The organism is Salmonella sp. A7 (assembly GCF_020181675.1).
Taxonomy (GTDB): Bacteria; Pseudomonadota; Gammaproteobacteria; order Enterobacterales; family Enterobacteriaceae; genus Salmonella; species Salmonella enterica.
In genome coordinates, this window is sequence record NZ_CP084001.1 from 2,325,487 (window position 1) to 2,348,263 (window position 22,777).

17 protein-coding genes and 1 pseudogene are annotated in these 22,777 nt (G+C 50.4%); 10 read left to right on the top strand and 8 right to left on the bottom strand.

The genetic code is table 11. The annotated features are described in order from the left end of the window. The first annotated feature begins 246 nt into the window (after positions 1-246). From fdnG to fdnI, 3 genes are read left to right on the top strand one after another with little or no spacing between them, the layout of a single operon-like run. Positions 247-3,294 carry a formate dehydrogenase-N subunit alpha gene (gene fdnG, locus LCS67_RS11385; protein ID WP_077908602.1) on the top strand — a complete coding sequence of 1,016 codons (3,048 nt, stop codon included), beginning with the start codon at positions 247-249 and terminating at the stop codon, positions 3,292-3,294. A gap of 13 nt (positions 3,295-3,307) precedes the next feature. After that, the gene (gene fdxH / locus LCS67_RS11390) at positions 3,308-4,192 is read left to right on the top strand and encodes a formate dehydrogenase subunit beta (protein WP_000061599.1); all 885 of its coding nucleotides are present in this window, start codon (positions 3,308-3,310) and stop codon (positions 4,190-4,192) included. Then, positions 4,185-4,841 (top strand): formate dehydrogenase-N subunit gamma, encoded by a 657-nt coding sequence (gene fdnI, locus LCS67_RS11395; protein ID WP_000045657.1) that lies wholly within the window; start codon positions 4,185-4,187, stop codon positions 4,839-4,841. Before fdxH ends, fdnI begins: the two co-directional genes overlap by 8 nt. Before the next feature lie 90 nt (positions 4,842-4,931). Here the strand turns inward: fdnI and adhP are convergent, their stop codons facing one another. The 4 genes from adhP to bdm all read right to left on the bottom strand — a co-directional run bounded on the left by adhP (position 4,932) and on the right by bdm (position 8,550). After that, positions 4,932-5,942 carry an alcohol dehydrogenase AdhP gene (gene adhP / locus LCS67_RS11400; RefSeq protein WP_000642447.1) on the bottom strand — a complete coding sequence of 337 codons (1,011 nt, stop codon included), beginning with the start codon at positions 5,940-5,942 and terminating at the stop codon, positions 4,932-4,934. A 280-nt stretch (positions 5,943-6,222) separates the two neighbouring features. Then, positions 6,223-7,920, bottom strand: a complete 1,698-nt coding sequence (locus LCS67_RS11405) for an NAD-dependent malic enzyme (RefSeq protein WP_000450509.1) — start codon at positions 7,918-7,920, stop codon at positions 6,223-6,225. A gap of 176 nt (positions 7,921-8,096) precedes the next feature. Next, the gene (gene sra, locus LCS67_RS11410) at positions 8,097-8,240 is read right to left on the bottom strand and encodes a stationary-phase-induced ribosome-associated protein (RefSeq protein ID WP_000841559.1); all 144 of its coding nucleotides are present in this window, start codon (positions 8,238-8,240) and stop codon (positions 8,097-8,099) included. 94 nt (positions 8,241-8,334) lie between these two features. Continuing rightward, entirely contained in the window at positions 8,335-8,550 is a 216-nt protein-coding gene (bdm, locus tag LCS67_RS11415) for a biofilm-dependent modulation protein (protein ID WP_000495700.1), read from the bottom strand. Positions 8,551-9,061: 511 nt separating this feature from the next. Between bdm and LCS67_RS11420 the strand changes: the two genes are divergently transcribed. Further along, positions 9,062-9,493: an OsmC family protein gene (locus LCS67_RS11420; RefSeq protein ID WP_000152297.1), complete on the top strand. Its 432-nt coding sequence runs from the start codon at positions 9,062-9,064 to the stop codon at positions 9,491-9,493. Positions 9,494-9,613: 120 nt separating this feature from the next. Here the strand turns inward: LCS67_RS11420 and hlyE are convergent, their stop codons facing one another. Then, a complete protein-coding gene (gene hlyE, locus LCS67_RS11425) occupies positions 9,614-10,525 on the bottom strand; it encodes a hemolysin HlyE (RefSeq protein ID WP_001545517.1) in 912 nt (303 codons plus the stop codon). A 134-nt stretch (positions 10,526-10,659) separates the two neighbouring features. Beyond that, complete coding sequence (locus tag LCS67_RS11430) at positions 10,660-11,295, bottom strand: hypothetical protein (protein WP_000778346.1); 636 nt, start codon at positions 11,293-11,295, stop codon at positions 10,660-10,662. Between the two features lie 300 nt (positions 11,296-11,595). Between LCS67_RS11430 and LCS67_RS11435 the strand changes: the two are divergent. The 6 genes and pseudogenes from LCS67_RS11435 to glgX form a co-directional block, all read left to right on the top strand. Next, positions 11,596-11,828, top strand: a pseudogene (locus LCS67_RS11435) (efflux RND transporter permease subunit); the annotation flags it as partial. A 234-nt stretch (positions 11,829-12,062) separates the two neighbouring features. After that, complete coding sequence (gene hdeB, locus LCS67_RS11440; protein WP_001032161.1) at positions 12,063-12,392, top strand: acid-activated periplasmic chaperone HdeB; 330 nt, start codon at positions 12,063-12,065, stop codon at positions 12,390-12,392. Between the two features lie 142 nt (positions 12,393-12,534). Beyond that, positions 12,535-13,320 (top strand): OBAP family protein, encoded by a 786-nt coding sequence (locus tag LCS67_RS11445; protein WP_000698596.1) that lies wholly within the window; start codon positions 12,535-12,537, stop codon positions 13,318-13,320. A 128-nt stretch (positions 13,321-13,448) separates the two neighbouring features. Beyond that, positions 13,449-15,233 carry a malto-oligosyltrehalose trehalohydrolase gene (gene treZ / locus LCS67_RS11450; RefSeq protein ID WP_000095551.1) on the top strand — a complete coding sequence of 595 codons (1,785 nt, stop codon included), beginning with the start codon at positions 13,449-13,451 and terminating at the stop codon, positions 15,231-15,233. Next, positions 15,230-17,758: a malto-oligosyltrehalose synthase gene (gene treY / locus LCS67_RS11455; RefSeq protein WP_031569046.1), complete on the top strand. Its 2,529-nt coding sequence runs from the start codon at positions 15,230-15,232 to the stop codon at positions 17,756-17,758. Before treZ ends, treY begins: the two co-directional genes overlap by 4 nt. 56 nt (positions 17,759-17,814) lie before the next feature. Beyond that, the gene (glgX, locus tag LCS67_RS11460) at positions 17,815-19,890 is read left to right on the top strand and encodes a glycogen debranching protein GlgX (RefSeq protein ID WP_001527713.1); all 2,076 of its coding nucleotides are present in this window, start codon (positions 17,815-17,817) and stop codon (positions 19,888-19,890) included. Positions 19,891-20,003: 113 nt separating this feature from the next. Here glgX and LCS67_RS11465 read toward each other — a convergent pair whose 3' ends face one another. Both LCS67_RS11465 and nhaC read right to left on the bottom strand, forming a co-directional pair. Beyond that, positions 20,004-21,206: a MalY/PatB family protein gene (locus tag LCS67_RS11465; protein WP_000347155.1), complete on the bottom strand. Its 1,203-nt coding sequence runs from the start codon at positions 21,204-21,206 to the stop codon at positions 20,004-20,006. A 12-nt stretch (positions 21,207-21,218) separates the two neighbouring features. After that, positions 21,219-22,670, bottom strand: a complete 1,452-nt coding sequence (nhaC, locus tag LCS67_RS11470; protein ID WP_001276630.1) for a Na+/H+ antiporter NhaC — start codon at positions 22,668-22,670, stop codon at positions 21,219-21,221. Positions 22,671-22,777 lie beyond the last annotated feature (107 nt).

Sequence of the window (22,777 nt, forward strand, 5' to 3'; positions counted from 1 at the left end):
TAAACTGCCACTTATAGCACTTTTTCCGAGGGCGATGCCATGCAGTGTCATTTTTTAGTACCTCCCTGGAGTTATTGCAGTTTAAAAATAGGGCTATTTAATAGCGGAACCGTTTCAATATTGATTTGACGCAAAAAAGTTATCGATTTTGCTGTTAGTTTCCTCGCGAAGTTATACGCGCATCCTGGACTGAGGTTTTGCTGCAGTTCGAAGGAGGCGTGCATTAGTGGAAAAAAGAGGAAAGCAATGGACGTCAGCCGCAGACAATTTTTTAAAATCTGCGCGGGCGGTATGGCGGGAACAACGGTGGCCGCACTGGGTTTTACCCCTAAAATGGCCCTGGCTCAGGCGCGAAACTATAAGCTGTTGCGCGCAAAAGAGATCCGTAACTCCTGCACATACTGTTCCGTAGGTTGCGGGCTATTAATGTATAGCCTGGGAGATGGGGCAAAAAACGCGAAAGAAGCGATTTACCATATTGAAGGCGACCCGGATCATCCGGTAAGCCGTGGCGCGCTGTGCCCGAAAGGGGCCGGTTTGCTGGATTATGTTCACAGTGAAGATCGCCTACGCTATCCGGAATACCGCGCGCCGGGTTCCGACAAGTGGCAGCGCATTAGCTGGGATGACGCTTTCACTCGTATTGCTAAATTAATGAAAGCCGACCGTGACGCCAACTTTATTGAAAAGAATGAGCAGGGCGTCACGGTTAACCGCTGGCTCTCTACCGGGATGCTGTGCGCCTCGGCGGCCAGCAATGAAACGGGTATGCTGACGCAGAAGTTTGCCCGTTCTCTCGGTATGCTGGCGGTAGATAACCAGGCGCGCGTCTGACACGGACCAACGGTAGCAAGTCTTGCTCCAACATTTGGTCGCGGTGCGATGACCAACCACTGGGTGGATATTAAAAACGCCAACGTCGTTATGGTGATGGGCGGCAATGCCGCAGAAGCGCATCCGGTGGGTTTCCGCTGGGCGATGGAAGCGAAAAACAATAACGATGCGACGCTGATTGTCGTTGATCCACGCTTTACACGTACGGCGTCGGTGGCGGATATCTATGCGCCAATACGTTCCGGTACAGACATTACCTTTCTGTCCGGCGTGTTGCTGTACCTGATCGAAAATAACAAAATCAACGCTGAGTACGTTAAGCATTACACCAACGCCAGCCTGCTGGTGCGGGATGATTTTGCCTTTGATGACGGTCTTTTCAGCGGCTATGACGCCCAAAAGCGTCAGTACGATAAATCCTCCTGGAACTACCAGTTCGATGAAAACGGCTATGCCAAACGTGATGAAACGTTGACGCACCCACGCTGTGTGTGGAATCTGCTGAAGCAGCACGTTTCGCGCTATACGCCGGACGTTGTGGAAAACATTTGCGGTACGCCGAAAGCGGACTTCCTGAAGGTGTGTGAGGTGTTGGCCTCTACCAGCGCTCCGGATCGCACTACGACCTTCCTGTATGCGCTGGGCTGGACGCAACATACCGTCGGGGCGCAGAACATCCGTACCATGGCGATGATCCAGTTGCTGCTCGGCAATATGGGGATGGCTGGCGGCGGTGTGAACGCCTTGCGCGGCCACTCTAATATTCAGGGCTTAACGGATTTAGGACTGCTCTCCACCAGCCTGCCGGGTTACCTGACGCTACCGTCAGAAAAACAGGCCGATCTGCAAACTTATCTGGCCGCGAATACCCCCAAAGCGACGCTGGCCGATCAGGTCAACTACTGGGGTAATTATCCTAAGTTCTTCGTCAGCCTGATGAAATCTTTCTATGGCGATGCGGCGCAGAAAGAGAATGACTGGGGTTTTGCCTGGCTGCCTAAGTGGGATCAGTCCTATGACGTGATCAAATATTTCAACATGATGGATAGCGGGAAAGTCACCGGCTATTTCTGTCAGGGCTTTAACCCGGTGGCGTCCTTCCCGGACAAAAACAAAGTGGTGCAAAGCTTAAGCAAATTGAAGTATCTGGTCGTTATCGATCCGCTGGTGACTGAAACGTCAACATTCTGGCAGAACCACGGCGAATCTAACGATGTCGATCCGACAACGATTCAGACCGAAGTCTTCCGTCTGCCGTCTACCTGTTTTGCAGAAGAGGATGGCTCTATCGCTAACTCCGGCCGCTGGCTACAGTGGCACTGGAAAGGTCAGGACGCGCCGGGCGAAGCGCGTAACGACGGCGAGATTCTGGCCGGTATTTACCATCGTCTGCGTGAAATGTATCGCGCAGAAGGCGGTAAAGGCGCCGAACCACTATTGAAGATGAGCTGGAATTACAAGCAGCCGGATGAACCGCATTCGGAAGAAGTGGCGAAAGAGAACAACGGCTATGCGCTGGAAGATCTCTATGACGCCAACGGTACACTGCTTGCCAGGAAAGGCCAGTTGTTGAGCAGTTTTGCATTACTGCGCGATGACGGTACGACATCCTCCTCCTGCTGGATTTATACCGGTAGCTGGACGGAGCAGGGCAACCAGATGTCCAGGCGTGATAACGCCGACCCGTCAGGGCTTGGCAATACACTGGGTTGGGCGTGGGCGTGGCCGCTAAACCGTCGCGTATTGTATAACCGCGCTTCGGCGGATCCGCAGGGTAAACCGTGGGATCCAAAACGGATGCTTATCCAGTGGAACGGCGCGAAGTGGACAGGGAACGATATTCCGGACTTTAACAACGCGGCGCCGGGGAGCGGGACCAATCCGTTTATCATGCAGCCGGAAGGGCTGGGACGTCTGTTTGCTATTGATAAAATGGCAGAAGGACCGTTCCCTGAACACTACGAGCCGATGGAAACGCCGCTGGGCACTAACCCGCTGCACCCGAATGTGATCTCGAACCCGGCGGCGCGTCTGTATGAAGAAGATGCGCTGCGCATGGGTAAGAAGGAGCAGTTTCCGTACGTGGGCACGACTTACCGCCTCACAGAGCATTTCCATACCTGGACCAAACATGCGCTACTTAACGCTATCGCTCAGCCGGAACAGTTTGTGGAGATCAGTGAGACGCTGGCGGCAGCGAAAGGTATTGCTAACGGCGACTATGTGAAGGTGAGCAGTAAACGCGGGTTTATTCGCGCGGTCGCGGTGGTAACTCGTCGTCTTCGCACCCTGCATGTCAACGGTCAGCAGGTTGAAACGGTGGGGATCCCGATTCACTGGGGCTTTGAGGGTGTCGCGCGCAAAGGCTATATCGCCAATACTCTGACGCCAAATGTCGGTGATGCCAACTCGCAAACGCCGGAATACAAAGCGTTTTTAGTTAACATCGAGAAGGCGTAAGGGAGGCGAACATATGTCTATGGAAACGCAGGACATTATTAAACGGTCCGCAACAAACGCCATCACGCCGCCTCCACAGGCGCGTGATTACAAAGCCGAAGTCGCGAAACTGATCGACGTCTCCTCCTGTGTCGGCTGTAAAGCCTGCCAGGTAGCCTGTTCTGAATGGAACGATATTCGCGATAACGTTGGTCATTGTGTCGGGGTGTACGATAACCCTGCCGATCTCAGCGCCAAGTCCTGGACGGTGATGCGCTTTACCGAAACCGAGCAGAACGGCAAGCTGGAGTGGCTGATTCGTAAAGATGGTTGTATGCACTGTGAAGATCCAGGCTGTCTTAAAGCCTGTCCATCTGCCGGGGCTATCATCCAGTACGCGAACGGGATTGTTGATTTTCAATCTGAACACTGTATCGGCTGTGGTTACTGTATCGCCGGGTGTCCGTTTAATATTCCGCGCCTCAACAAAGAGGACAACCGCGTTTATAAATGTACGCTCTGCGTCGATCGCGTCAGTGTGGGCCAGGAACCGGCCTGCGTCAAAACTTGTCCGACCGGGGCTATTCACTTCGGCACCAAAAAAGAGATGCTGGAACTGGGTGAGCAACGCGTGGAGAAGTTAAAAGCGCGCGGCTTTGAACATGCCGGTATCTACAACCCGCAGGGCGTTGGCGGTACGCACGTCATGTATGTGCTGCACCATGCCAATCAGCCGGAGTTGTACCACGGCTTGCCGAAAGATCCGCAGATCGATACCTCAATCAATCTGTGGAAAGGGGCGCTAAAACCGCTGGCCGCAGCGGGCTTTATCGCCACTTTCGCCGGTCTGATTTACCACTACATCGGTATTGGCCCGAATAAAGAAACGGACGACGATGAGGAGGATCATCATGAGTAAGTCGAAAATGATTGTGCGCACGAAATTTGTCGACCGCGCCTGTCACTGGACGGTGGTGATCTGCTTCTTCCTGGTAGCGCTGTCGGGGATTTCGTTTTTCTTCCCGACGCTACAATGGCTGACGCAAACCTTCGGCACGCCGCAGATGGGACGTATTTTGCACCCGTTCTTCGGTATTGCCATTTTCATCGCGCTGATGTTTATGTTCGTGCGTTTCGTCCACCACAACATCCCGGATAAAAAAGATATTCCGTGGCTGAAAAATATTGTCGAAGTATTGAAAGGCAATGAGCATAAGGTGGCGGATGTCGGCAAATACAATGCCGGACAGAAGATGATGTTCTGGTCCATTATGAGCATGATTTTTGTGCTGCTGGTGACTGGCGTGATTATCTGGCGTCCGTATTTCGCGCAGTATTTCCCCATGCAGGTGGTGCGTTATAGCCTGTTAATTCATGCGGCGGCGGGCATTATTTTAATGCACGCGATCCTCATCCATATGTATATGGCATTTTGGGTGAAAGGCTCGATTAAAGGCATGATCGAAGGGAAGGTCAGCCGTCGCTGGGCGAAGAAACATCATCCACGCTGGTATCGTGAAATCGAGAAGGCGGAAGCAAAAAAAGAGAGCGAAGAAGGTATTCAGTAATTCTTTCGCGATCTGATAAACAAGGCGCTATCCTGGTAGCGCCTTGTTTTCATCTGCTGTCTGTATACTCAGACGACCACAGCAAATCGTTTAACGACGGAAATCGATGACCATACGGCCACGAATTTGTCCCTGTTCCATCTCTTTAAAAATAACGTTGATATCTTCAAGCGGACGTAGAGCGACTTTTGGTACGACTTTTCCTTCCGCCGCGAACTGGAAGGCTTCGGTCAGATCCTGGCGTGTCCCCACCAACGAACCGACAACCTGAATGCCATCCAGCACCAGGCGAGGGATATCAAGGTTCATGGCTTCTGGCGGCAGCCCGACTGCCACCACGCGACCTCCGGCGCGAACGGCATCTACTGCGGAATTAAACGCCGCCTTAGCGACCGCGGTAACCACCGCTGCGTGCGCGCCACCGGTTTTTTCCTGCACAATTTTAGCCGCATCTTCCGTACGTGAATTAATGGTCAGATCTGCGCCCATTTCCTCGGCCAGTTTCAGCTGTCCATCATTGACATCAATGGCGATCACTTTCGCATTGAAAACGTTTTTCGCGTACTGCAAGGCCAGATTACCCAGACCGCCCAGACCGTAGATGGCAATCCACTGGCCAGGTTTAATATGAGAAATCTTCACCGCTTTATACGTGGTAACGCCCGCGCAGGTAATACTACTTGCCGCCGCAGAGTCCAGACCTTCCGGTACTTTCACCGCATAATCCGCGACGACAATACACTCTTCGGCCATGCCGCCATCTACCGTGTAACCGGCATTTTTCACGTTGCGGCATAAGGTTTCATTGCCCGTATTGCAATACTCACAGTGTCCGCATCCTTCATAAAACCACGCGACACTCGCGCGATCGCCGGGTTTCAGCGAGGTGACACCAGGACCGACTTCCGCCACGACGCCAATGCCTTCGTGTCCCAGGATGACGCCGGTTTTGTCACCGAAATCTCCGTTTTTCACGTGTAGATCGGTATGGCATACGCCGCAGCACTCCATTTTCAGCAAAGCTTCACCGTGGCGAAGGGGACGCAGCGTTTTCTCAGTAACATCAACCTGATGATCTTGTGTGACAACAGCAGCTTTCATAACCTTCTCCTTTTATTAATAGTGAACTGCATAGCAGGTAATAGCAGGTAAGGTGCTATTACCTCTTTAGGATTAATATTTCTGATGAGTTATGCAAGGCGGCAGAAATACAATGTAATAGTTTAGCCAGGATTATCCTGATAAATCCCCGTTCAATACATAAAGGTGGCTAATATTAGTAGCTTGACAAATAAGCAGGGAAAGGAATTCAGGTGTGTCGACAGACTCGCCAAAACTAAAGAAGAAGTGATATCCGGCGGCATTCACCGCCGGGTACGTATTAAATGGAAGTCCGACGGTAGTCGCGGTATTCCGGTTTCCAGAAGTTATCGTCAATCGCCTGTTGCAGCGCTTCCGCTGAGGTTTTCACCGCTACGCCTTGTTGCTGCGCCATTTTGCCTACGGCAAAAGCGATAGCGCGCGACACGACCTGGATGTCTTTAAGCGCTGGCAACACTAATCCTTCGCCGTTATTCACCAGCGGAGAATGTTTCGCCAGCGTCTCACTGGCTGACATCAGCATTTCATCAGTAATGCGCGATGCGCCGGAAGCGATAACCCCCAGACCGATGCCGGGGAAAATATAGGCGTTATTACATTGTGCGATCGGATAAATCTTATCTTTCCAGATGACCGGCGAGAATGGGCTGCCGGTTGCCACCAGCGCGTTGCCTTCCGTCCAGGCGATAATGTCCTGTGGCGTGGCCTCCACGCGAGAGGTGGGATTAGAGAGCGGCATGACGATTGGGCGAGGGCAATGCTTATGCATCTCGCGGATGATCTCTTCAGTAAAGAGCCCGGTCTGGCCGGAAACCCCGATCAGAATATCCGGCTTCACGTTACGCACCACATCCAGCAGCGACAGCACGTCATTTTCGGTATCCCAGTGCTGGAGATTGTCGCATTTCTGCACCAGTTTTGCCTGGAACGGCAATAAATTAGGCATCCGGTCCGTCAACAGGCCGAAGCGATCGACCATAAAAACGTTCTGTCGAGCGGCATCCTCGCTTAAACCTTCACGTTGAGTCTGCGCGATGATCTGTTCAGCAATTCCACATCCGGCGGAACCCGCGCCGAGGAAAACGATTTTCTGCTCGCTAAGCTGACTGCCGGCAGCGCGGCTGGCGGCGATCAACGTACCGACGGTCACGGCTGCGGTGCCCTGAATATCATCGTTAAAGGAGCAAATCTCATCACGATAGCGCGTCAACAGCGGCATTGCGTTTTTCTGCGCGAAATCTTCGAACTGTAGCAGGATATCTGGCCAGCGCTGCTTAACGGCCTGAATAAACTCGTCGACAAACGCATAATACTCATCGTCGGTAATGCGCGGATGACGCCAGCCCATGTAAAGCGGATCGTTGAGTAACTGTTGATTGTTGGTGCCGACATCCAGCACAACGGGAAGGGTATAGGCCGGACTAATGCCGCCGCAGGCGGTGTATAATGACAGCTTACCGATAGGGATCCCCATCCCGCCGATGCCCTGATCGCCAAGCCCCAGAATCCGCTCGCCATCCGTCACCACAATAACTTTAATGTTGTGGTTAGGCACATTCTGCAAAATGTCGTCCATATTGTGACGGTTCGGATAAGAGATAAATACGCCGCGCGCCCGGCGATAAATCTCAGAGAAGCGCTCACAGGCCGCGCCCACGGTCGGGGTATAGATAACCGGCATCATCTCTTCAAGATGGTTTTGCACCAGTCGATAAAAGAGCGTTTCGTTGGTATCCTGGATGTTACGCAGGTAAATATGCTTATCGATTTCTGTTTTAAACCCCTGATACTGGAGCCAGGCGCGTTCGGCCTGTTCTTCAATCGACTCGACGACCTCCGGCAGCAGCCCTGACAAATTGAAGTTGCGGCGCTCTTCTACGCTAAAAGCGCTGCCTTTGTTTAACAGGGGGAATTCCAGCAATACAGGGCCAGCGTAAGGGATATAAAGGGAACGTGCTTTCTTGGTTGTAGTTTCCATGTTACTCACTCTTTTTCGAATAACTGTCCCTGGCACCGTCGTTTATCATCATATATTGCCTTCCACCAGGGAACCGACCCTGAGTATAAAGCATTGTGAGACGTTAAGGTCATTCCTATAAACAAAAACACCATTGCAGATGCAATGGTGTTTAACGTCATTTCAGGACTGTACGATTACTTTTGGCTATCGGCGCGGCGCTTTCTGCCGGTTGGGTTATTCACCACGCTGCTGGTGTCGCCTTCAGTAACAACCTTACGCTGGTTGGAAATTCTGTAATCCAGTCCAAGTATATGACGAGCTTGACGGTTCGATTTCATGTTAACTCCTCAATCCTGTTGCTAGTTTTAAGGACAAATTCGCTTACGCGAAAGAAACGTAACCCCTAAGGTTGCCGATACAGCATAGCAGGTTTTACAGAGTAGGGTGCTGCCCGCTTACCACATAGTTGATGGTCTGCTGGTAGATGTCACTGAGGATGTCATTGTCGGAAGCCTCAACCCATTTGGTCAGCTCCATTAAAATATCATCTTCAGTGACAACGCCTAACTCCGCGCGTAATCCTTGTTCAATCGCGTTGACCAGGGCCGGTTGTGCTGCTGAGGTATTTGCTGAGTGATAAGTAAACATATAATGCCTCCGTGAACATGTATTTATTTAGTACGGCTCGCAGAAAATTAATTCGTATTCAGCATGGCAAATATTTTTGCGGCTGTGGTTAAGATTAGTCCTGGAGTTATTTTAACGCAAGGCGGAACTCTAATTGTTTACCCCAGAAGAAAATATATTACGTTTTCCAATTACATATCCTCATACAAATAGTGGTCAATTAATATACATTTAAAAGGCTACTTATTGCGATTTTTATCTTTTATTACAACGAGATAAGACAAATCTTAATTTGAATAAAAATATACATAGTGGAATACGCTTCCGGAAGAAAACGTAAGGATAAAAGGAGGGATATATTCTTTAAAGAAAGGGAGGCCTGTTGATTTAATATCCATCACTGAAAAAGCATACAACTATTTTCTATATCTGAAGTGCGGGTAATTGACAACATGCTACATCCATCGGCATGGACAACGCAGATTAGCAGCATGGTCTATACTTTATTTTTTGAGCCAACAGGAGAGCAAAAATGACAATCCATAAGAAAGGTCAGGCACACTGGGAAGGCGACATCAAACGGGGTAAAGGTACCGTATCAACAGAAAGCGGCGTGCTTAATCAACAACCGTATGGATTCAATACCCGATTCGAAGGCGCGCAGGGGACCAACCCGGAAGAGTTAATTGGCGCCGCACATGCGGCCTGTTTCTCCATGGCACTATCACTCATGCTGGGAGAGGCTGGATTTACGCCGACATCCATTGACACCACCGCTGACGTATCGCTTGATAAGGTGGAGGCGGGCTTCGCCATTACCAAAATTGCGCTACAAAGCAAAGTCGCGGTAGCAGATATTGATGCTTCAACTTTCGATCAAATCATCCAGAAAGCAAAAGCCGGGTGCCCGGTATCGCAGGTTCTGAATGCGGAAATCACCCTCGACTACCAGCTTAACGCCTGATAACTCCGCCAGCCCGGTAACGACTCTTGTTTATCGGGCTGTTGAATATCGCTTTTTCTCCCTCTCTCATTTTCTTCACGCTATCGGGCGTTAAAAGTACACGGAGCGAATGAAAAAGTATCAGACGTCAGGAACCTCGAGAAGCGTCTTCTTACCGTGTCTTTGTTGGTATTCATTACAGGTGTTAATCATTTTCTTTGCAGCTCCTTTTAGTAAAGAAAGCATTAAATCATCATAATCAACGTAGAATCTGGTTGTTTCGGTTTCCGTTTTTATCTCCCCAATTGCTGCTATTTCAGTGGCTAATTTCAATTTTGCCGCATCGATATCTTTATTCGCTTGTTTCACTGTAGCCGATAAGCTAGTAAAGAAATTTTGCACTGCTTTTAGCCTGTTATTCAATTCTGGAATCAATTTCCCTTCAATCACGCCCGCAGCAATAGAATAGGAAATAATTAATCCAAACGGACCGGCGACTATGCCTGCAGCAGCACCGGCATAAGCTTCCTTACGAATTCTATCCACCTGTGACTGGAAATAACTACTTTTTTCCGAGAAATCATTGGTTAACTGGCTATCTAATGCCAGCAGTTTTCCGGAAGCGTTGTTGAAACTTTGTGAACTTGCCAGGAGAGATTTTTGCGCTTCATTCAGTTTATTGACGCCATCATCTAATATCCTGATGAGAATATCTTTCTGGGCTGATGCTTTTTTCTCATTATATTCATCAAATAGTAAAATATACGCTGAGAGTAATTGCGTCACGACACCACACCATTCATAAACAGTTTGTGTCGCTTCAAAATACTTGTCCTGGCTGTCCATAAGCAAAACTTTAATATCACCAACTAAAACAGAAGCTGCCTGCGAGTACTCCTGTTTAAAACGGCTTAACTCTTTTATGGTTTCATCAAAGGTCTTCCAGGGGATGACCTGGTCGAGGTATTTGTTATAAAGATCTAATGCCCCATCTGCGGTTTCGATCGCGCTTTTAACTACCTCTACAGTTTGTTCTGCAAATATTCCGGTCATAATCATTTGCCTCTTTAAATATATAAATTGCAATTAAGCTATTGTTTTATAACTTATTTCTACCTATTACCTCCAGACAGCTTTTGTAGCTTAAGTTAACATTCCAGAAGCTGGAAATACTGCCAGCTTCCTGCTTATCTACGCAGGGTACGATTACTCTGCTGCATTTTCTCCAGAATACGACCAAAAGAAACTGTTTTGCTTCCTACTTTCACCATCCCATCTTCCGGTAAGTAGCTAAATTTGACGTACAGTATATTGTTGCTGGTTTTATCTTTTGGCTTCATAGCCAAAATAGCTTGCTGTAATGCTTTTAGGTCGGCGGGGATTCCCACCGCATCGGTGATATCGGTACCGGGCACAAATTTCGATACCTGATCAACAGTTTGAGTCAATATATCCTGCAGCGGAAATAAGCCGGTAAAACGTTGTTTGGGTTTATATTTTGTCACTCCCATATAAATGTCAGGTAGACCTTTAATGTGGTTTTCAATACTGCGAGTTTTATTTTGCAACATAAATTCGCTAATCTCTACCGGAGAGCCGATCAATACCAGCGGTTTCACTCCTGCACCTTTTTCGGAAAAGAGATAGTTGTTATTGCTGCTTTTTACTGCTTTCTGCAACTCGCCACGATCCATGATTAAGCTGTAATATTTACCCTCTTTCACAACAGGTTTGGGTTCACGCCACATATTGATATCGCTAGCTTGTGCTAAACTGGATGCCATCATGTAACCGAAAAACGCCAATGTTACGGATAGTTTCATTAACTTTACCTTTTAATTAGCCAAAAAAAATAGCACTCGTAAAAAGTATAAAGCCGTGGTTACAACAAAACTTAAACGTCGCTCACTTCACCGATAAGCATTTATTTATCTTAATAATGTAAATTACCCTTCCAATAATGCCTGAATTATTACCCTTTGGATTCAACTGCTTGCAGTTATAGTGCTAAATAACAATAAATCTACTGGAAGTATACAGTTTGTGTACGAAAGGTGTTTTTTATGATTACGGAAACCTGAAATTGTCCGACTATCTGTAAATGCTATGAAATTGTATTGTAGATCCGATTGCGCCCGGTGCTGATGACTACCGGGGCAATAGTGGTTGGTTTAGCCCTGATAGGGTTCGCCAGCGGCGTAGACGCCGCAAGCCGTTTTGGCCAGGGCTGGTGGTTGCCTCCGGAATGCTGACAGGCAATCTGTTTACGATGTTTGTTCTGCCCACCGTTTGTGTCTGGCTGGCGCGATTGCGACAGCATGTCAGAGCGAAGTTCTCTTTCATCAGCTCAACGTAGCGCATACCTCGTCATTTGCTATTGTCGTGGTCTACTTTTTCGCCCTAAAATCTGCTCGCCATGTTGCTTTATTCATCAAACATCAAAATCAGTCAACGTAAATATCAATAATAGCCATATCACGGAGGGTGATCTTTATTCCTGAGAGAGGAGGGGTATTATTTTCTGCGTTCTACATTAACGGGTTAACGCGCAGATGTAGAGGTTATTTATATAATTATTGGAGCAACAACAATGAATAAATTCTCCCTTGCTACAGCAGGTATTATCGTGGCAGCGCTGGTAACCAGTGTTAGCGTGAATGCGGCAACAGATACTACTAAAACAAACGTTACGCCTAAAGGTATGAGCTGCCAGGAGTTTGTTGACCTCAATCCGCAGACTATGGCGCCAGTCGCTTTCTGGGTGCTGAATGAAGATGAAGATTTTAAAGGCGGGGACTACGTTGATTTCCAGGAAACTGAGACGACAGCAGTGCCGCTAGCCGTTGAGCTTTGTAAGAAAAACCCGCAGAGTGAATTAAGCAAAATAAAAGACGAAATCAAGAAAGAACTCTCAAAATAAGAGTAAACTGATATCAAAACCCGGCCTGTGTGTCGGGTTTTACTATTTGTGACACCGTCACAAATAACATCTTCCATTTCTTCTACCAATCACGTGGTATTGCACTATTTTCATTAGAGCCCTTTCACTATATGGAGACCTAATGAAAATTTTACCGCTGGCACTCTTTATCATTCCTTTTCTGGCCGGATGTGGCGCCAATAATACGCCGCCGCAAACGCCTATTCCCGGGGAAAAAACATCTGCCAAATTACGTACCCTGGAAACAGGCGCGGCGGCTATTCAATCCAGACCACCTGTCGATGCCATCAGTACCTACCTTGACGGGTTCCATTTTTATAGCGGTGATAAAAACGGACAGATGGAAGCGCACCATTACGTTACCGTCCTGAACGAAGATGTCATGCAGGCGGTGATTTACGACGGCAATACGAAAAACGCGCGCCTGATGGGGGTGGAGTACATTATCAGCGAACGTTTATTTAAAACGCTTCCTCCCGAGGAGAAAAAACTGTGGCACAGCCACCAGTACGAGGTGAAATCCGGTAGCCTGGTGGCGCCTGGCTTACCGCAGGTCGCTGATAAGGCGTTGATGAGTAAGATTGTTAATACTTATGGCAAGACCTGGCACACCTGGCATACCGACCGGGATAAAACCCTGCCAATGGGTATCCCTGCGCTGATGATGGGCTTTACTGGCGACGGGCAGCTTGACCCCGCGCTGCTGGCCGATCGGGATCGCCGTCTGGGAATTGATACCCAGGCCATTAAACGCGAGCGGCAGGATCTGCCTGAACATCCCGTTATCAAGGGGGCTAACGCCTGGGAGCAGGGAGAAGTTATCCAGCTACAGCGTGTTCAGGGCGCTGGCGAACACGGGCGAGGCGATACCGCGCACTTCGGTACATCTGAGCAATCCCGACAATAATTCCACGCTTTTACACGCAGATACGAAAAAGAACGCCTGTTAAGTGACAGTGTCACGTAAAGATTAGCCCCATAGTCTATGCTTGTTCTTCGGATGCTGTAGAGGTTATGGGTTAAACGGAGCGATAAATGAGTTCAAAAATTTTTTGCAAAAGCTGGGGGGCTGAATATATCGCCGCTGATGTTGTCCGCTTTCGTCTTTGGGCCACCGGTCAGCAAAAGGTTATGCTCAGGCTTGCGGGTAAAGACCAGGAAATGCAGGCGAGCGGTGACGGCTGGTTTACGCTGGACGTCTCCGGGGTGACGCCAGGTACGGAGTATAATTTTGTACTCAGCGATGGCATGGTGCTCCCCGATCCGGCTTCCCGCGCCCAAAAAACTGACGTCAACGGTCCGTCATATGTGATTGATCCAGGCAGCTACGCGTGGCGCAACACCGGGTGGAAAGGTAGCCGTTGGGAGCAGGCCGTGGTGTACGAGATGCATACAGGCACGTTCACTCCGGAAGGCACCTTCCGCGCCGCAATAGCGAAGCTGCCTTATCTCGCTGAACTCGGCGTTACCGTTATTGAAGTGATGCCCGTTGCGCAATTTGGCGGCGAACGCGGCTGGGGCTATGACGGCGTACTGCTTTACGCGCCGCATTCAGCCTATGGGACGCCGGATGATTTCAAAGCGTTTATTGACGCCGCGCATGGGTATGGTCTTTCCGTCGTCCTGGATATTGTGCTGAACCATTTCGGCCCGGAGGGAAATTATTTACCGCTATTGGCGCCGGCGTTTTTCCACAAAGAGCGCATGACGCCGTGGGGAAATGGTATCGCCTATGATGTCGACGCCGTGCGGCGCTATATCATCGAGGCGCCGTTATACTGGCTGACAGAATACCATCTCGACGGCTTACGCTTTGACGCTATCGATCAGATTGAGGACAGTAGCGCCAAGCATGTGCTGGTTGAAATCGCACAACGTATTCGGGAAGACATTACCGACAGACCCATTCATCTGACCACCGAAGATAGCCGCAATATTATTTCTCTGCATCCCCGAGATCAGGATGGCAATGTGCCGCTGTTTACCGCCGAATGGAATGACGATTTTCATAATGCCGTCCACGTTTTTGCGACCGGAGAGACCCAGGCCTACTACAACGATTTTGCTGATGCCCCGGAAAAACACCTCGCAAGAGCGCTGGCCGAAGGATTCGCTTATCAGGGAGAAATTTCACCACAAACCGGCGAACCTCGCGGCGTAAAAAGTACCGGACAACCCCCGGTCGCTTTTGTGGATTTTATTCAGAATCACGATCAGGTCGGTAACCGCGCCCAGGGCGACAGACTGATAACCCTGGCGGGTGCTGAACGAACAAAAGTATTGCTCGCCACGTTGCTGCTTTCACCGCATATTCCGCTGCTTTTTATGGGCGAAGAGTATGGCGAAAGCCGTCCTTTTCTTTTTTTTACCGATTTCCATGGGGATTTAGCCCGCGCCGTTCGTGAAGGTCGCGCAAAAGAGTTTGCCGATCATGCAGGGGAAAATGTTCCGGACCCGAATGCGCCAGAGACCTTTCAACGCTCAAAACTTAACTGGAAGCAACAGCACAGTGAAGAGGGTAAAGCGTGGCTGGCGTTTACCCGCGAACTACTGCTTTTGCGCCAGAAGCATATCGTACCGCTGTTGTCCGCTGCCCGTGAGAGCTCAGGAACGGTATTGCAAACCGCGCCCGGGTTTATTGCCGTTAGCTGGCGTTTTCCGGGAGGAACACTGTCACTGGCGCTGAATATTAGCGCCACGACGGTATTACTGCCCGATTTACCGGGTAAGACTCTCTTCGCCTGGCCGAATGAATCCACCGGGTCGCTTTCCCAACATTCTCTTATTGTCCGCTTAGCCCAGGGAGAGTCTGCATCATGATCCCAACTGCAACGTATCGCCTTCAGTTTCGTAATGGCATGACCTTCGATCGCGCTGCGGCGCTGGTGCCTTACCTTAAAAATCTGGGTATCAGCCATCTTTATGCCTCACCCATCTTTACCGCCACCAAAGCGTCAACGCATGGTTATGATGTCACCGATGCGAATGAGATTGAGCCTTCTATTGGCGGGCGTGAAGGATTTGAAAGACTGGTGGCTGAACTTAAAGCGCAAGGTCTGGGATTGATCATCGATATTGTGCCTAATCACATGGCCAGCTCGCTAGAAAACGCCTGGTGGCGCGACGTGCTTGAATATGGCAAGGAGAGCCGTTACGCGCGCCATTTCGATATTGACTGGTCGCGCCGACTGACGCTGCCTTTTTTAGGCGACACATTTGACGCCGTGCTGGAAAACGGAGAAATTGCGATCAAGCCCGATCCCGCTACGGGTAAACCCGCGTTCGCCTATTATGATAACTATTATCCGCTTGCGCCGGCGACATGGCAGGGGCGCGAGGCCGAAATACTGGCGCTTACCGATAAAGCCGCTATTGCTGATTTGCATGAGCGCCAGCCGTGGAAATTAATGTCCTGGCGCGATGCTGCTCGCTCGCTTTCATATCGGCGTTTCTTTGAGGTCACAGGGCTGGTAGGAATGCGGGTGGAAGATAAAACCGTCTTCGACGATACACATCGGCTGATTCTGGAGCTGGTCAGAACGGGGGCGGTTGACGGTTTACGTATCGATCATATCGACGGCCTTGCCGATCCGAAAGCCTATCTTGCGCGTTTACGTCAGGAAGTGGGGCCGGCGTGCTATATCACCGTGGAAAAAATTCTCGCTAAAGGCGAGCAACTTCCTGATGACTGGCCGGTTTCCGGCACCACAGGCTATGAATTCATCGCCTCGCTGGCGGAGGTGCTGGTTGACGATGAGCAGATAGACAATCTGCGCCAGGCTTACGAGACCGTTAAAGGCGCGCCAGTGGATATGCGGGCGGAATTACGGGCAGCTAAATTGCTGATGGTCGATCGCAATTTCGAGGGGGAATTTACCCGGCTGCTCGCGCTTGCGCTATCGATTGCCAGCGAGCTACAGATCGCACAGGAAGAGAGCATCGTTCGGCAGGCGTTACGCGAGTTATTAATTGCCTTTCCCGTATATCGCACTTACGGCACGGCAGAAGGGCTACCGCCGACCGATATTTGCCTGTTACATCGTATTGTGGAACGGGTAAAGACGCTTGAAAACCCTCCGCAGCCAGAAGCGCTTACATTTCTGAGCCGCCTTCTTACCGGCGATGTTCCCACCTCCAGCCAGGAGGAGGCGACACAGTTTCGCGTTCGGTTCCAGCAACTCACCGGTCCGCTGATGGCGAAATCGGTAGAGGATACGCTTTTCTTTCGTCAAAACATGGGACTGGCGTTAAATGAAGTCGGCGCCGAGCCCGTCACGCATCACTTCTCCATTGAACGCTTTCACCATGAGATGAAAACCCGACAAGCGCGACAGCCTGACGCGTTATCCGGTACGTCGACCCATGATACCAAGCGAGGCGAGGATGCGCGAGCACGGCTGTATACGCTTACCGAAGCGCCGGAACAGTGGAGCGAATGCCTTGCCCGCTGGCGGCAGATGAACCAGACCCATGTCAAATTTTTGAATGATGGCACTGCGCCAAAATCGGCGGATACGTGGATGTTATATCAGGCGCTGACCGGCGTCTGGCCCCCGATGCTACAACCACAGGACGAAACAGGTTTAAACGCGCTGAAAACACGCTTTGAAGCCTTTGTGGAGAAAGCGCTACGCGAAGCGAAGCTACGTACCGATTGGGTGGACAGTAATGAGGCTTACGAAACGGCAATGCTTGATTACGCCCGTTATTTACTGGCGCCGGATAATCAGACATTTTTGCAGGATTTTTATCGTTCCTTGCAATCCTTCATCCGCGCAGGGCTGGTTAACAGCCTGACGCAGACCGTTATCAAATTAACCGCGCCGGGAGTACCTGATATCTATCAGGGAAGCGAGGCGTTGAATTTTAGCCTTGTCGATCCCGACAACCGCCGCGAACCGGATTTCGCCACGCTGGCGCAGCAGTTAGACCAGCTAACGCCGGGAGTTTTCTCGTGCGAAGAGAGTTGGCTGAACGGGCAGGTGAATCAGTATGCCACCGCCGCCTTACTGCGTCTGCGTCAGCAGAATCATGATCTCTTCCGTTTTGGCGACTATATACCGCTGCGGGCTGTTGGTCAGCGTGCCGACAAAGTCATCGCTTACGCCAGAGCCAATCATGATGATGCGCTGATTGTTGTTGCGCCCCGACTGGTGTTCGCCGAATGTGACGGCTTATTGTCACAATCGCATAGCGGTTTCTGGGCAGGAACCGACATTATTATACCCGGACAGCTTAATCAGCATCGTTATCGCAATGTGCTTACCCGGGAGAGGTTAATGCCTGGTGAACGCCTGTCGTTGGCCTCACATCAGGGCGGCGTACTGGTTTTAATGAGCGACTGAGTTTATGTGTTGATGTGCCGTGACAGGACAACGTTTACCGTGGGTGGAGAAAGAGAATGACAACAAACAGGGCTTTTGAAATCAGATCAGGATACAGCCATACGCTTGGCGCGAATTATGACGGCGAAGGCGTGAATTTCGCTATTTTTTCCGCCCATGCGGAACGCGTCGAGCTTTGTCTTTACGATCCGAGCGGGGAGCATGAAATCGCTCGTCTGGAGTTACCGGAATATACCGACGAAATATGGCACGGCTATGTCCCGAAGTTGCAGCCCGGCGCGCTGTATGGGTACCGCGTTTACGGTCCTTATGACCCGGAAAATGGTCATCGTTTTAACCCCAATAAGCTGCTTATTGACCCTTATGCCCGTGAGCTGGTGGGCGATATTCAGTGGAACGATGCGCATTTCGCGTATCAATTACTTCATGACGATAAAGATTTGACCTTTGATGACCAGGATAGCGCGCCATTTACGCCTAAATGCCGGGTGATTGATCCGGCTGAGGCGAATTGGGAGGATAGACAACGGCCTTCCATACCGTGGTCGAACGCCATTATTTATGAAACGCATGTAAAAGGCTTTACCCAGCTTAATTCCGCGATCCCTGAGCCTCTACGCGGTACGTTTGAGGGCATGGGGCATAAAGCCAGCGTGGATTACATTAAAAGTCTGGGTATTACCTCCGTCGAGCTTTTACCCGTTCACTGGTTTCCGGACGATCAGCATCTGCTCGATAAAGGACTGAAAAATTTCTGGGGATACAACTCGCTTGGCTTTTTTGCGCCGGCGACGCGCTACTATGGTCCAAAAGGTATTCAGGGATTCCGCGATATGGTGCGCGCTTTCCATGATGCCGGCATCGAAGTGATACTGGATGTGGTCTATAACCATACGGCAGAAGGGAATGAGCTTGGCCCCACGCTATCATTTAAAGGTATCGATAACTTCTCTTACTATCGCACCATGCCCGATCAGCATCGCTATTACATTAACGATACAGGGACAGGTAATACCGTCAATACCTCTCATCCACGGGTACTGCAAATGGTGATGGATTCGCTTCGCTATTGGGCGGAGTCAATGCATGTCGACGGCTTTCGTTTTGATTTGGGCACCATTCTTGGTCGTGAGCCGGAAGGCTTTGATCAGAGAGGCGGCTTTTTTGATGCGGTAACGCAAGACCCGGTACTGGCAAAACTGAAACTGATTGGCGAACCCTGGGATATCGGACCGGGCGGCTATCAGGTTGGCGGTTTTCCACCAGGGTGGGGCGAATGGAATGATAAATACCGCGATACGGTGCGCGAATACTGGAAAGGTGACAACGTCACAAATGATTTCGCTGCACGTCTGCTGGGTTCCGGCGATCTCTATGATTTGCGCGGCCGTCGCCCCTGGTCAAGCGTTAACTTTATTACTGCCCATGACGGCTTCACGCTGAACGATCTGGTGTCTTATAACGACAAACATAATGAAGCCAATGGCGAAGATAATAATGACGGGCATAATGATAACCGCTCCTGTAACTATGGCGCAGAAGGGCCAACCGACGACGAGGGCATCAATGCGATACGCGAGCAACAGAAACGTAATTTCCTGACCACCTTGCTTTTCTCGCACGGCACGCCGATGTTATTAGCGGGCGATGAGTTTGGCCGCAGTCAGATGGGCAATAACAATGGCTACTGTCAGGACAGTGAAATATCGTGGGTCCACTGGGATAATTTGCCGGAAACCGCCAATGCGCTACGGGAGTTTACCCGTCATCTGATTCAACTGCGCGCCACGCAACCGTTGCTGCGCCGGGAGAGCTGGCGTGACGGTCTGGAGATCCGCTGGTTTAACGCCGGCGGAGGGGCGCAGCAATCCGAACAATGGGATGAGGGATCGACGATAGGCGTATGTATTAGTCGACCCGATCTTCAGCCGGAAGCGGGGATCTGGCACGACGCCTTACTGCTTTTCAATCCGTTTGAAGGCAGCGTACCGTTCCGTATTCCGATGTGGGGAGAAGGCGGCTGGGTACTTGAACTGACGACTGCCGATAACGCGCAGCAGGGAATGCGGATTACCGAAGAAATGGATTTCGATCTGGCCGGGCGCAGCATCGTATTATTCAGACGCCCCTGATAGTAAAACTGCGCTCCGGACCCAACCGGCCTTGATGGCCGGTTTTTTTACTGGCGCTCAGGCGATATCATGCCGCAGAAATAACACCGTTGTCAGTTTATCGCCCGAAAAATTCATCCGCCTGTTGGTATTCCTTTAATTGTCTTCACCGATATTCGCTTCAGGCCGTCTATTGCCATTTCAAGGTAGGTACGTGGACAACCCAGATTTAAACGGATAAATCCGCTGCCCGCCGGGCCAAAGCCGCTGCCCATTGAAGGAGCAATACCCGCGACATCCGCCATTACCCATTTTAGCTGTTCGTCATCCAGTCCCAGTTTTTTACAATCCATCCATAATAAATAGGTTCCCTGCGCCGGGGCAATTCTTGCCCAGGGAAGGTGCTCTGTCGCCTGTTCAACAAACCAGCGGCGGTTTTCCGCCAGGTAATCCAGTAGCGAATCCAGCCACTGTCTGCTTTCATTCCATGCGGTAGTCGCCGCCTGAACGGAGAGGGCGTTAAAGACGTCCAGCCCATGAGCGTCCAGACGAGACAGGAAACGCTGGCGAAGCGTAGGATCGGGAATGAGAAAATTAGAAATTCGCAACGACGATAAGCCAAACGTTTTGCTGGCCGCAGTGGCGGAGATGACCCGTTTATGCCAGCGCTCCCCTAAATGCAGTACCGAGGTAAAGGTTTCGCCGGGCAGCAATAGATCGGCCCATATTTCATCCGAGATGAGAGTGACATCATAAGCTTCACATAATAAAAGCAGTTGCTCCAGCTCGTTGGCCGACCAGCAACGCCCGGTTGGATTATGTGGATTACACAAAATCATCAGCGGAGGGCGCTCATGGCGAAACAGCCTTTCCAGTTGGCAAAAATCCATCTGGTAGCCATCGTCCGGCGACTCGCTAAGGGGATTCTCCAGCAGTTTTCTACCATTAAGCGTGATTATTTTGGCGAAGGAGCCATAGTATGGTCCCTGTACCACTACGCCGTCGCCTGGATGCGTCAACATTTGCACTAAGAGCGCCAACCCTGGTACGACGCCTTCCACGCTGCATACCCATTCTTGTTTTAACGTGAGCTGGTGGCGTGATGAAAACCAGTGAAGCAGGGCGTTAAAATAGGCCTCATCGCGTTCGCTATAGCCAAATACGCCGTGCTCGATTCGCTGATGCAATGCCGCCTGAACCTCAGGCGGGCAGGCAAAATCGAAATCAGAAACCCACATCGGCAGCAGTTTTCCAGCGCCGTCGCCAAAGTGACGCTCAATAAAATCCCACTTTACCGAACCAGTATTGTTGCGATTGATAATCTGGTTAAAATCCATCTTGTTTCCTTATTATTTCGTCACTGACGCTTGCGGCGACTTTTCTGAAGCGGAGGCAGTTCTGGCAATACCAATTCCGCTAAAACCATAAATTAATGCGAAGAAGATCGCCGCATAGCACTGGATAGCCCAGGGCAGAAGATCAAGCGTGCTAACGCCCAGCGTGGTCGCCATGTAGACACCAGCCGAGGTCCACGGCAGGAGAGGTTCGATAACGGTACCGGCATCTTCTATCGTCCGTGAAAGGTTTTTAGTATCCAGCCCCATACGACGATAGGCATCTTTAAACAGTTCGGCGGGAACTAACAATGCCAGTTTACCGTCGCTGGTCGCTCCTGTGACCAAAATTGTGGTGCCGATAGTGGCGGCAATGAGCTGACCAACGCTATGAATAATAGTCAGCAGCCGGTTAATGATGATCGTTAACGCGCCGGTTAACGTTAGCGCTCCGGCAAATGAAAAAGCGCAGAAAACTAACAGTATTGTTCCCATCATCGAGAACATTCCGCCCCGGTTTAGCAGGCGCGGAACATCGGCCACGACACCTTCAGCGCCTTGTGGGAACATGGCGATATCAAATCCATCAATGAAAGCGTCCAGTCCCTGTTTGATGCTCAGTCCCTGCATGATGACGCCGAGGAATAAGGCAAGTACGCAGGCGCTTAACATTAATGGGATGACAGGCTTCTTGCGAATTGCGCCCCACAGTACGATCACCGGCGGCAAAATAAGAACAATATTAAAATGGTATAGCGATTCCAGCGAGTGGATGATATCCGTAACGCGCTGCGGCGTGGCCACCTCGCCCAGCATATTACTGTGTCCGGCGATAAGATAAACCACGGCGGCAAGCAGGAAACTTGGCAGGGTCGTCCAAAGTAAATGCTGAATATGCTCAAACAGAGTAGTGTCTGCGACAATCGCGGCAAAGTTAGTCGAGTCGGACAAGGGTGAGATTTTATCGCCGAAATAAGCGCCAGAAACGACGGCGCCAGCTGCTGCTGCAAGAGACACGTCCAGCCCGGCGGCAACCCCCATTAACGCAACGCCAACCGTCCCTGCGGACCCCCACGATGTACCGGTACAGACGGAGACCACGCTGGTTAAAAAGAAGGCTGCAATCAAAATATATTCCGGGCTTATGAGTTTTAGCCCCCAGTACACCATGTAGGGAATGGTGCCACTAAACATCCAGGTGCCAATCAAACCGCCCACGCAGATCAGGATCATGATAACCGGCATTGCTTTAGCCAGCTTATCCACCACTGAGTTGATGATGTCTTCCCAACAGTATCCTTGCCACCATGCAATGCCTGCCGCTACCGCCGCAGAGCACAGAAGGAGCGGTTCGATACGTAGCCCCATGATGCCGTAACCGATAATCAACAATAACAACATGGAGATGACTGGGATTAGCGCTAAACCCAATGACAGCGTTTTCTTCTTGTTTTGTGATGCACTCATAATGGAGCTCCGGTCAGTAAGGTAGCTCAAGGGTAGGGGGATACGCTTCTCACTACTGTGATCCATTACTTTCGTCCATGTAACCGATTACATGAGAAGGGTTAATT

What these genes read in the sequence shown, in the direction of transcription:
- fdxH (WP_000061599.1), top strand. Translation starts at nt 3,308, where the DNA reads ATGTCTATGGAAACGCAGGACATTATTAAACGGTCCGCAACAAACGCC.
- fdnI (WP_000045657.1), top strand. Translation starts at nt 4,185, where the DNA reads ATGAGTAAGTCGAAAATGATTGTGCGCACGAAATTTGTCGACCGCGCC.
- adhP (WP_000642447.1), bottom strand. Translation starts at nt 5,942, where the DNA reads ATGAAAGCTGCTGTTGTCACACAAGATCATCAGGTTGATGTTACTGAG.
- LCS67_RS11405 (WP_000450509.1), bottom strand. Translation starts at nt 7,920, where the DNA reads ATGGAAACTACAACCAAGAAAGCACGTTCCCTTTATATCCCTTACGCT.
- sra (WP_000841559.1), bottom strand. Translation starts at nt 8,240, where the DNA reads ATGAAATCGAACCGTCAAGCTCGTCATATACTTGGACTGGATTACAGA.
- bdm (WP_000495700.1), bottom strand. Translation starts at nt 8,550, where the DNA reads ATGTTTACTTATCACTCAGCAAATACCTCAGCAGCACAACCGGCCCTG.
- LCS67_RS11420 (WP_000152297.1), top strand. Translation starts at nt 9,062, where the DNA reads ATGACAATCCATAAGAAAGGTCAGGCACACTGGGAAGGCGACATCAAA.
- hlyE (WP_001545517.1), bottom strand. Translation starts at nt 10,525, where the DNA reads ATGACCGGAATATTTGCAGAACAAACTGTAGAGGTAGTTAAAAGCGCG.
- LCS67_RS11430 (WP_000778346.1), bottom strand. Translation starts at nt 11,295, where the DNA reads ATGAAACTATCCGTAACATTGGCGTTTTTCGGTTACATGATGGCATCC.
- hdeB (WP_001032161.1), top strand. Translation starts at nt 12,063, where the DNA reads ATGAATAAATTCTCCCTTGCTACAGCAGGTATTATCGTGGCAGCGCTG.
- LCS67_RS11445 (WP_000698596.1), top strand. Translation starts at nt 12,535, where the DNA reads ATGAAAATTTTACCGCTGGCACTCTTTATCATTCCTTTTCTGGCCGGA.
- treZ (WP_000095551.1), top strand. Translation starts at nt 13,449, where the DNA reads ATGAGTTCAAAAATTTTTTGCAAAAGCTGGGGGGCTGAATATATCGCC.
- treY (WP_031569046.1), top strand. Translation starts at nt 15,230, where the DNA reads ATGATCCCAACTGCAACGTATCGCCTTCAGTTTCGTAATGGCATGACC.
- glgX (WP_001527713.1), top strand. Translation starts at nt 17,815, where the DNA reads ATGACAACAAACAGGGCTTTTGAAATCAGATCAGGATACAGCCATACG.
- LCS67_RS11465 (WP_000347155.1), bottom strand. Translation starts at nt 21,206, where the DNA reads ATGGATTTTAACCAGATTATCAATCGCAACAATACTGGTTCGGTAAAG.
- nhaC (WP_001276630.1), bottom strand. Translation starts at nt 22,670, where the DNA reads ATGAGTGCATCACAAAACAAGAAGAAAACGCTGTCATTGGGTTTAGCG.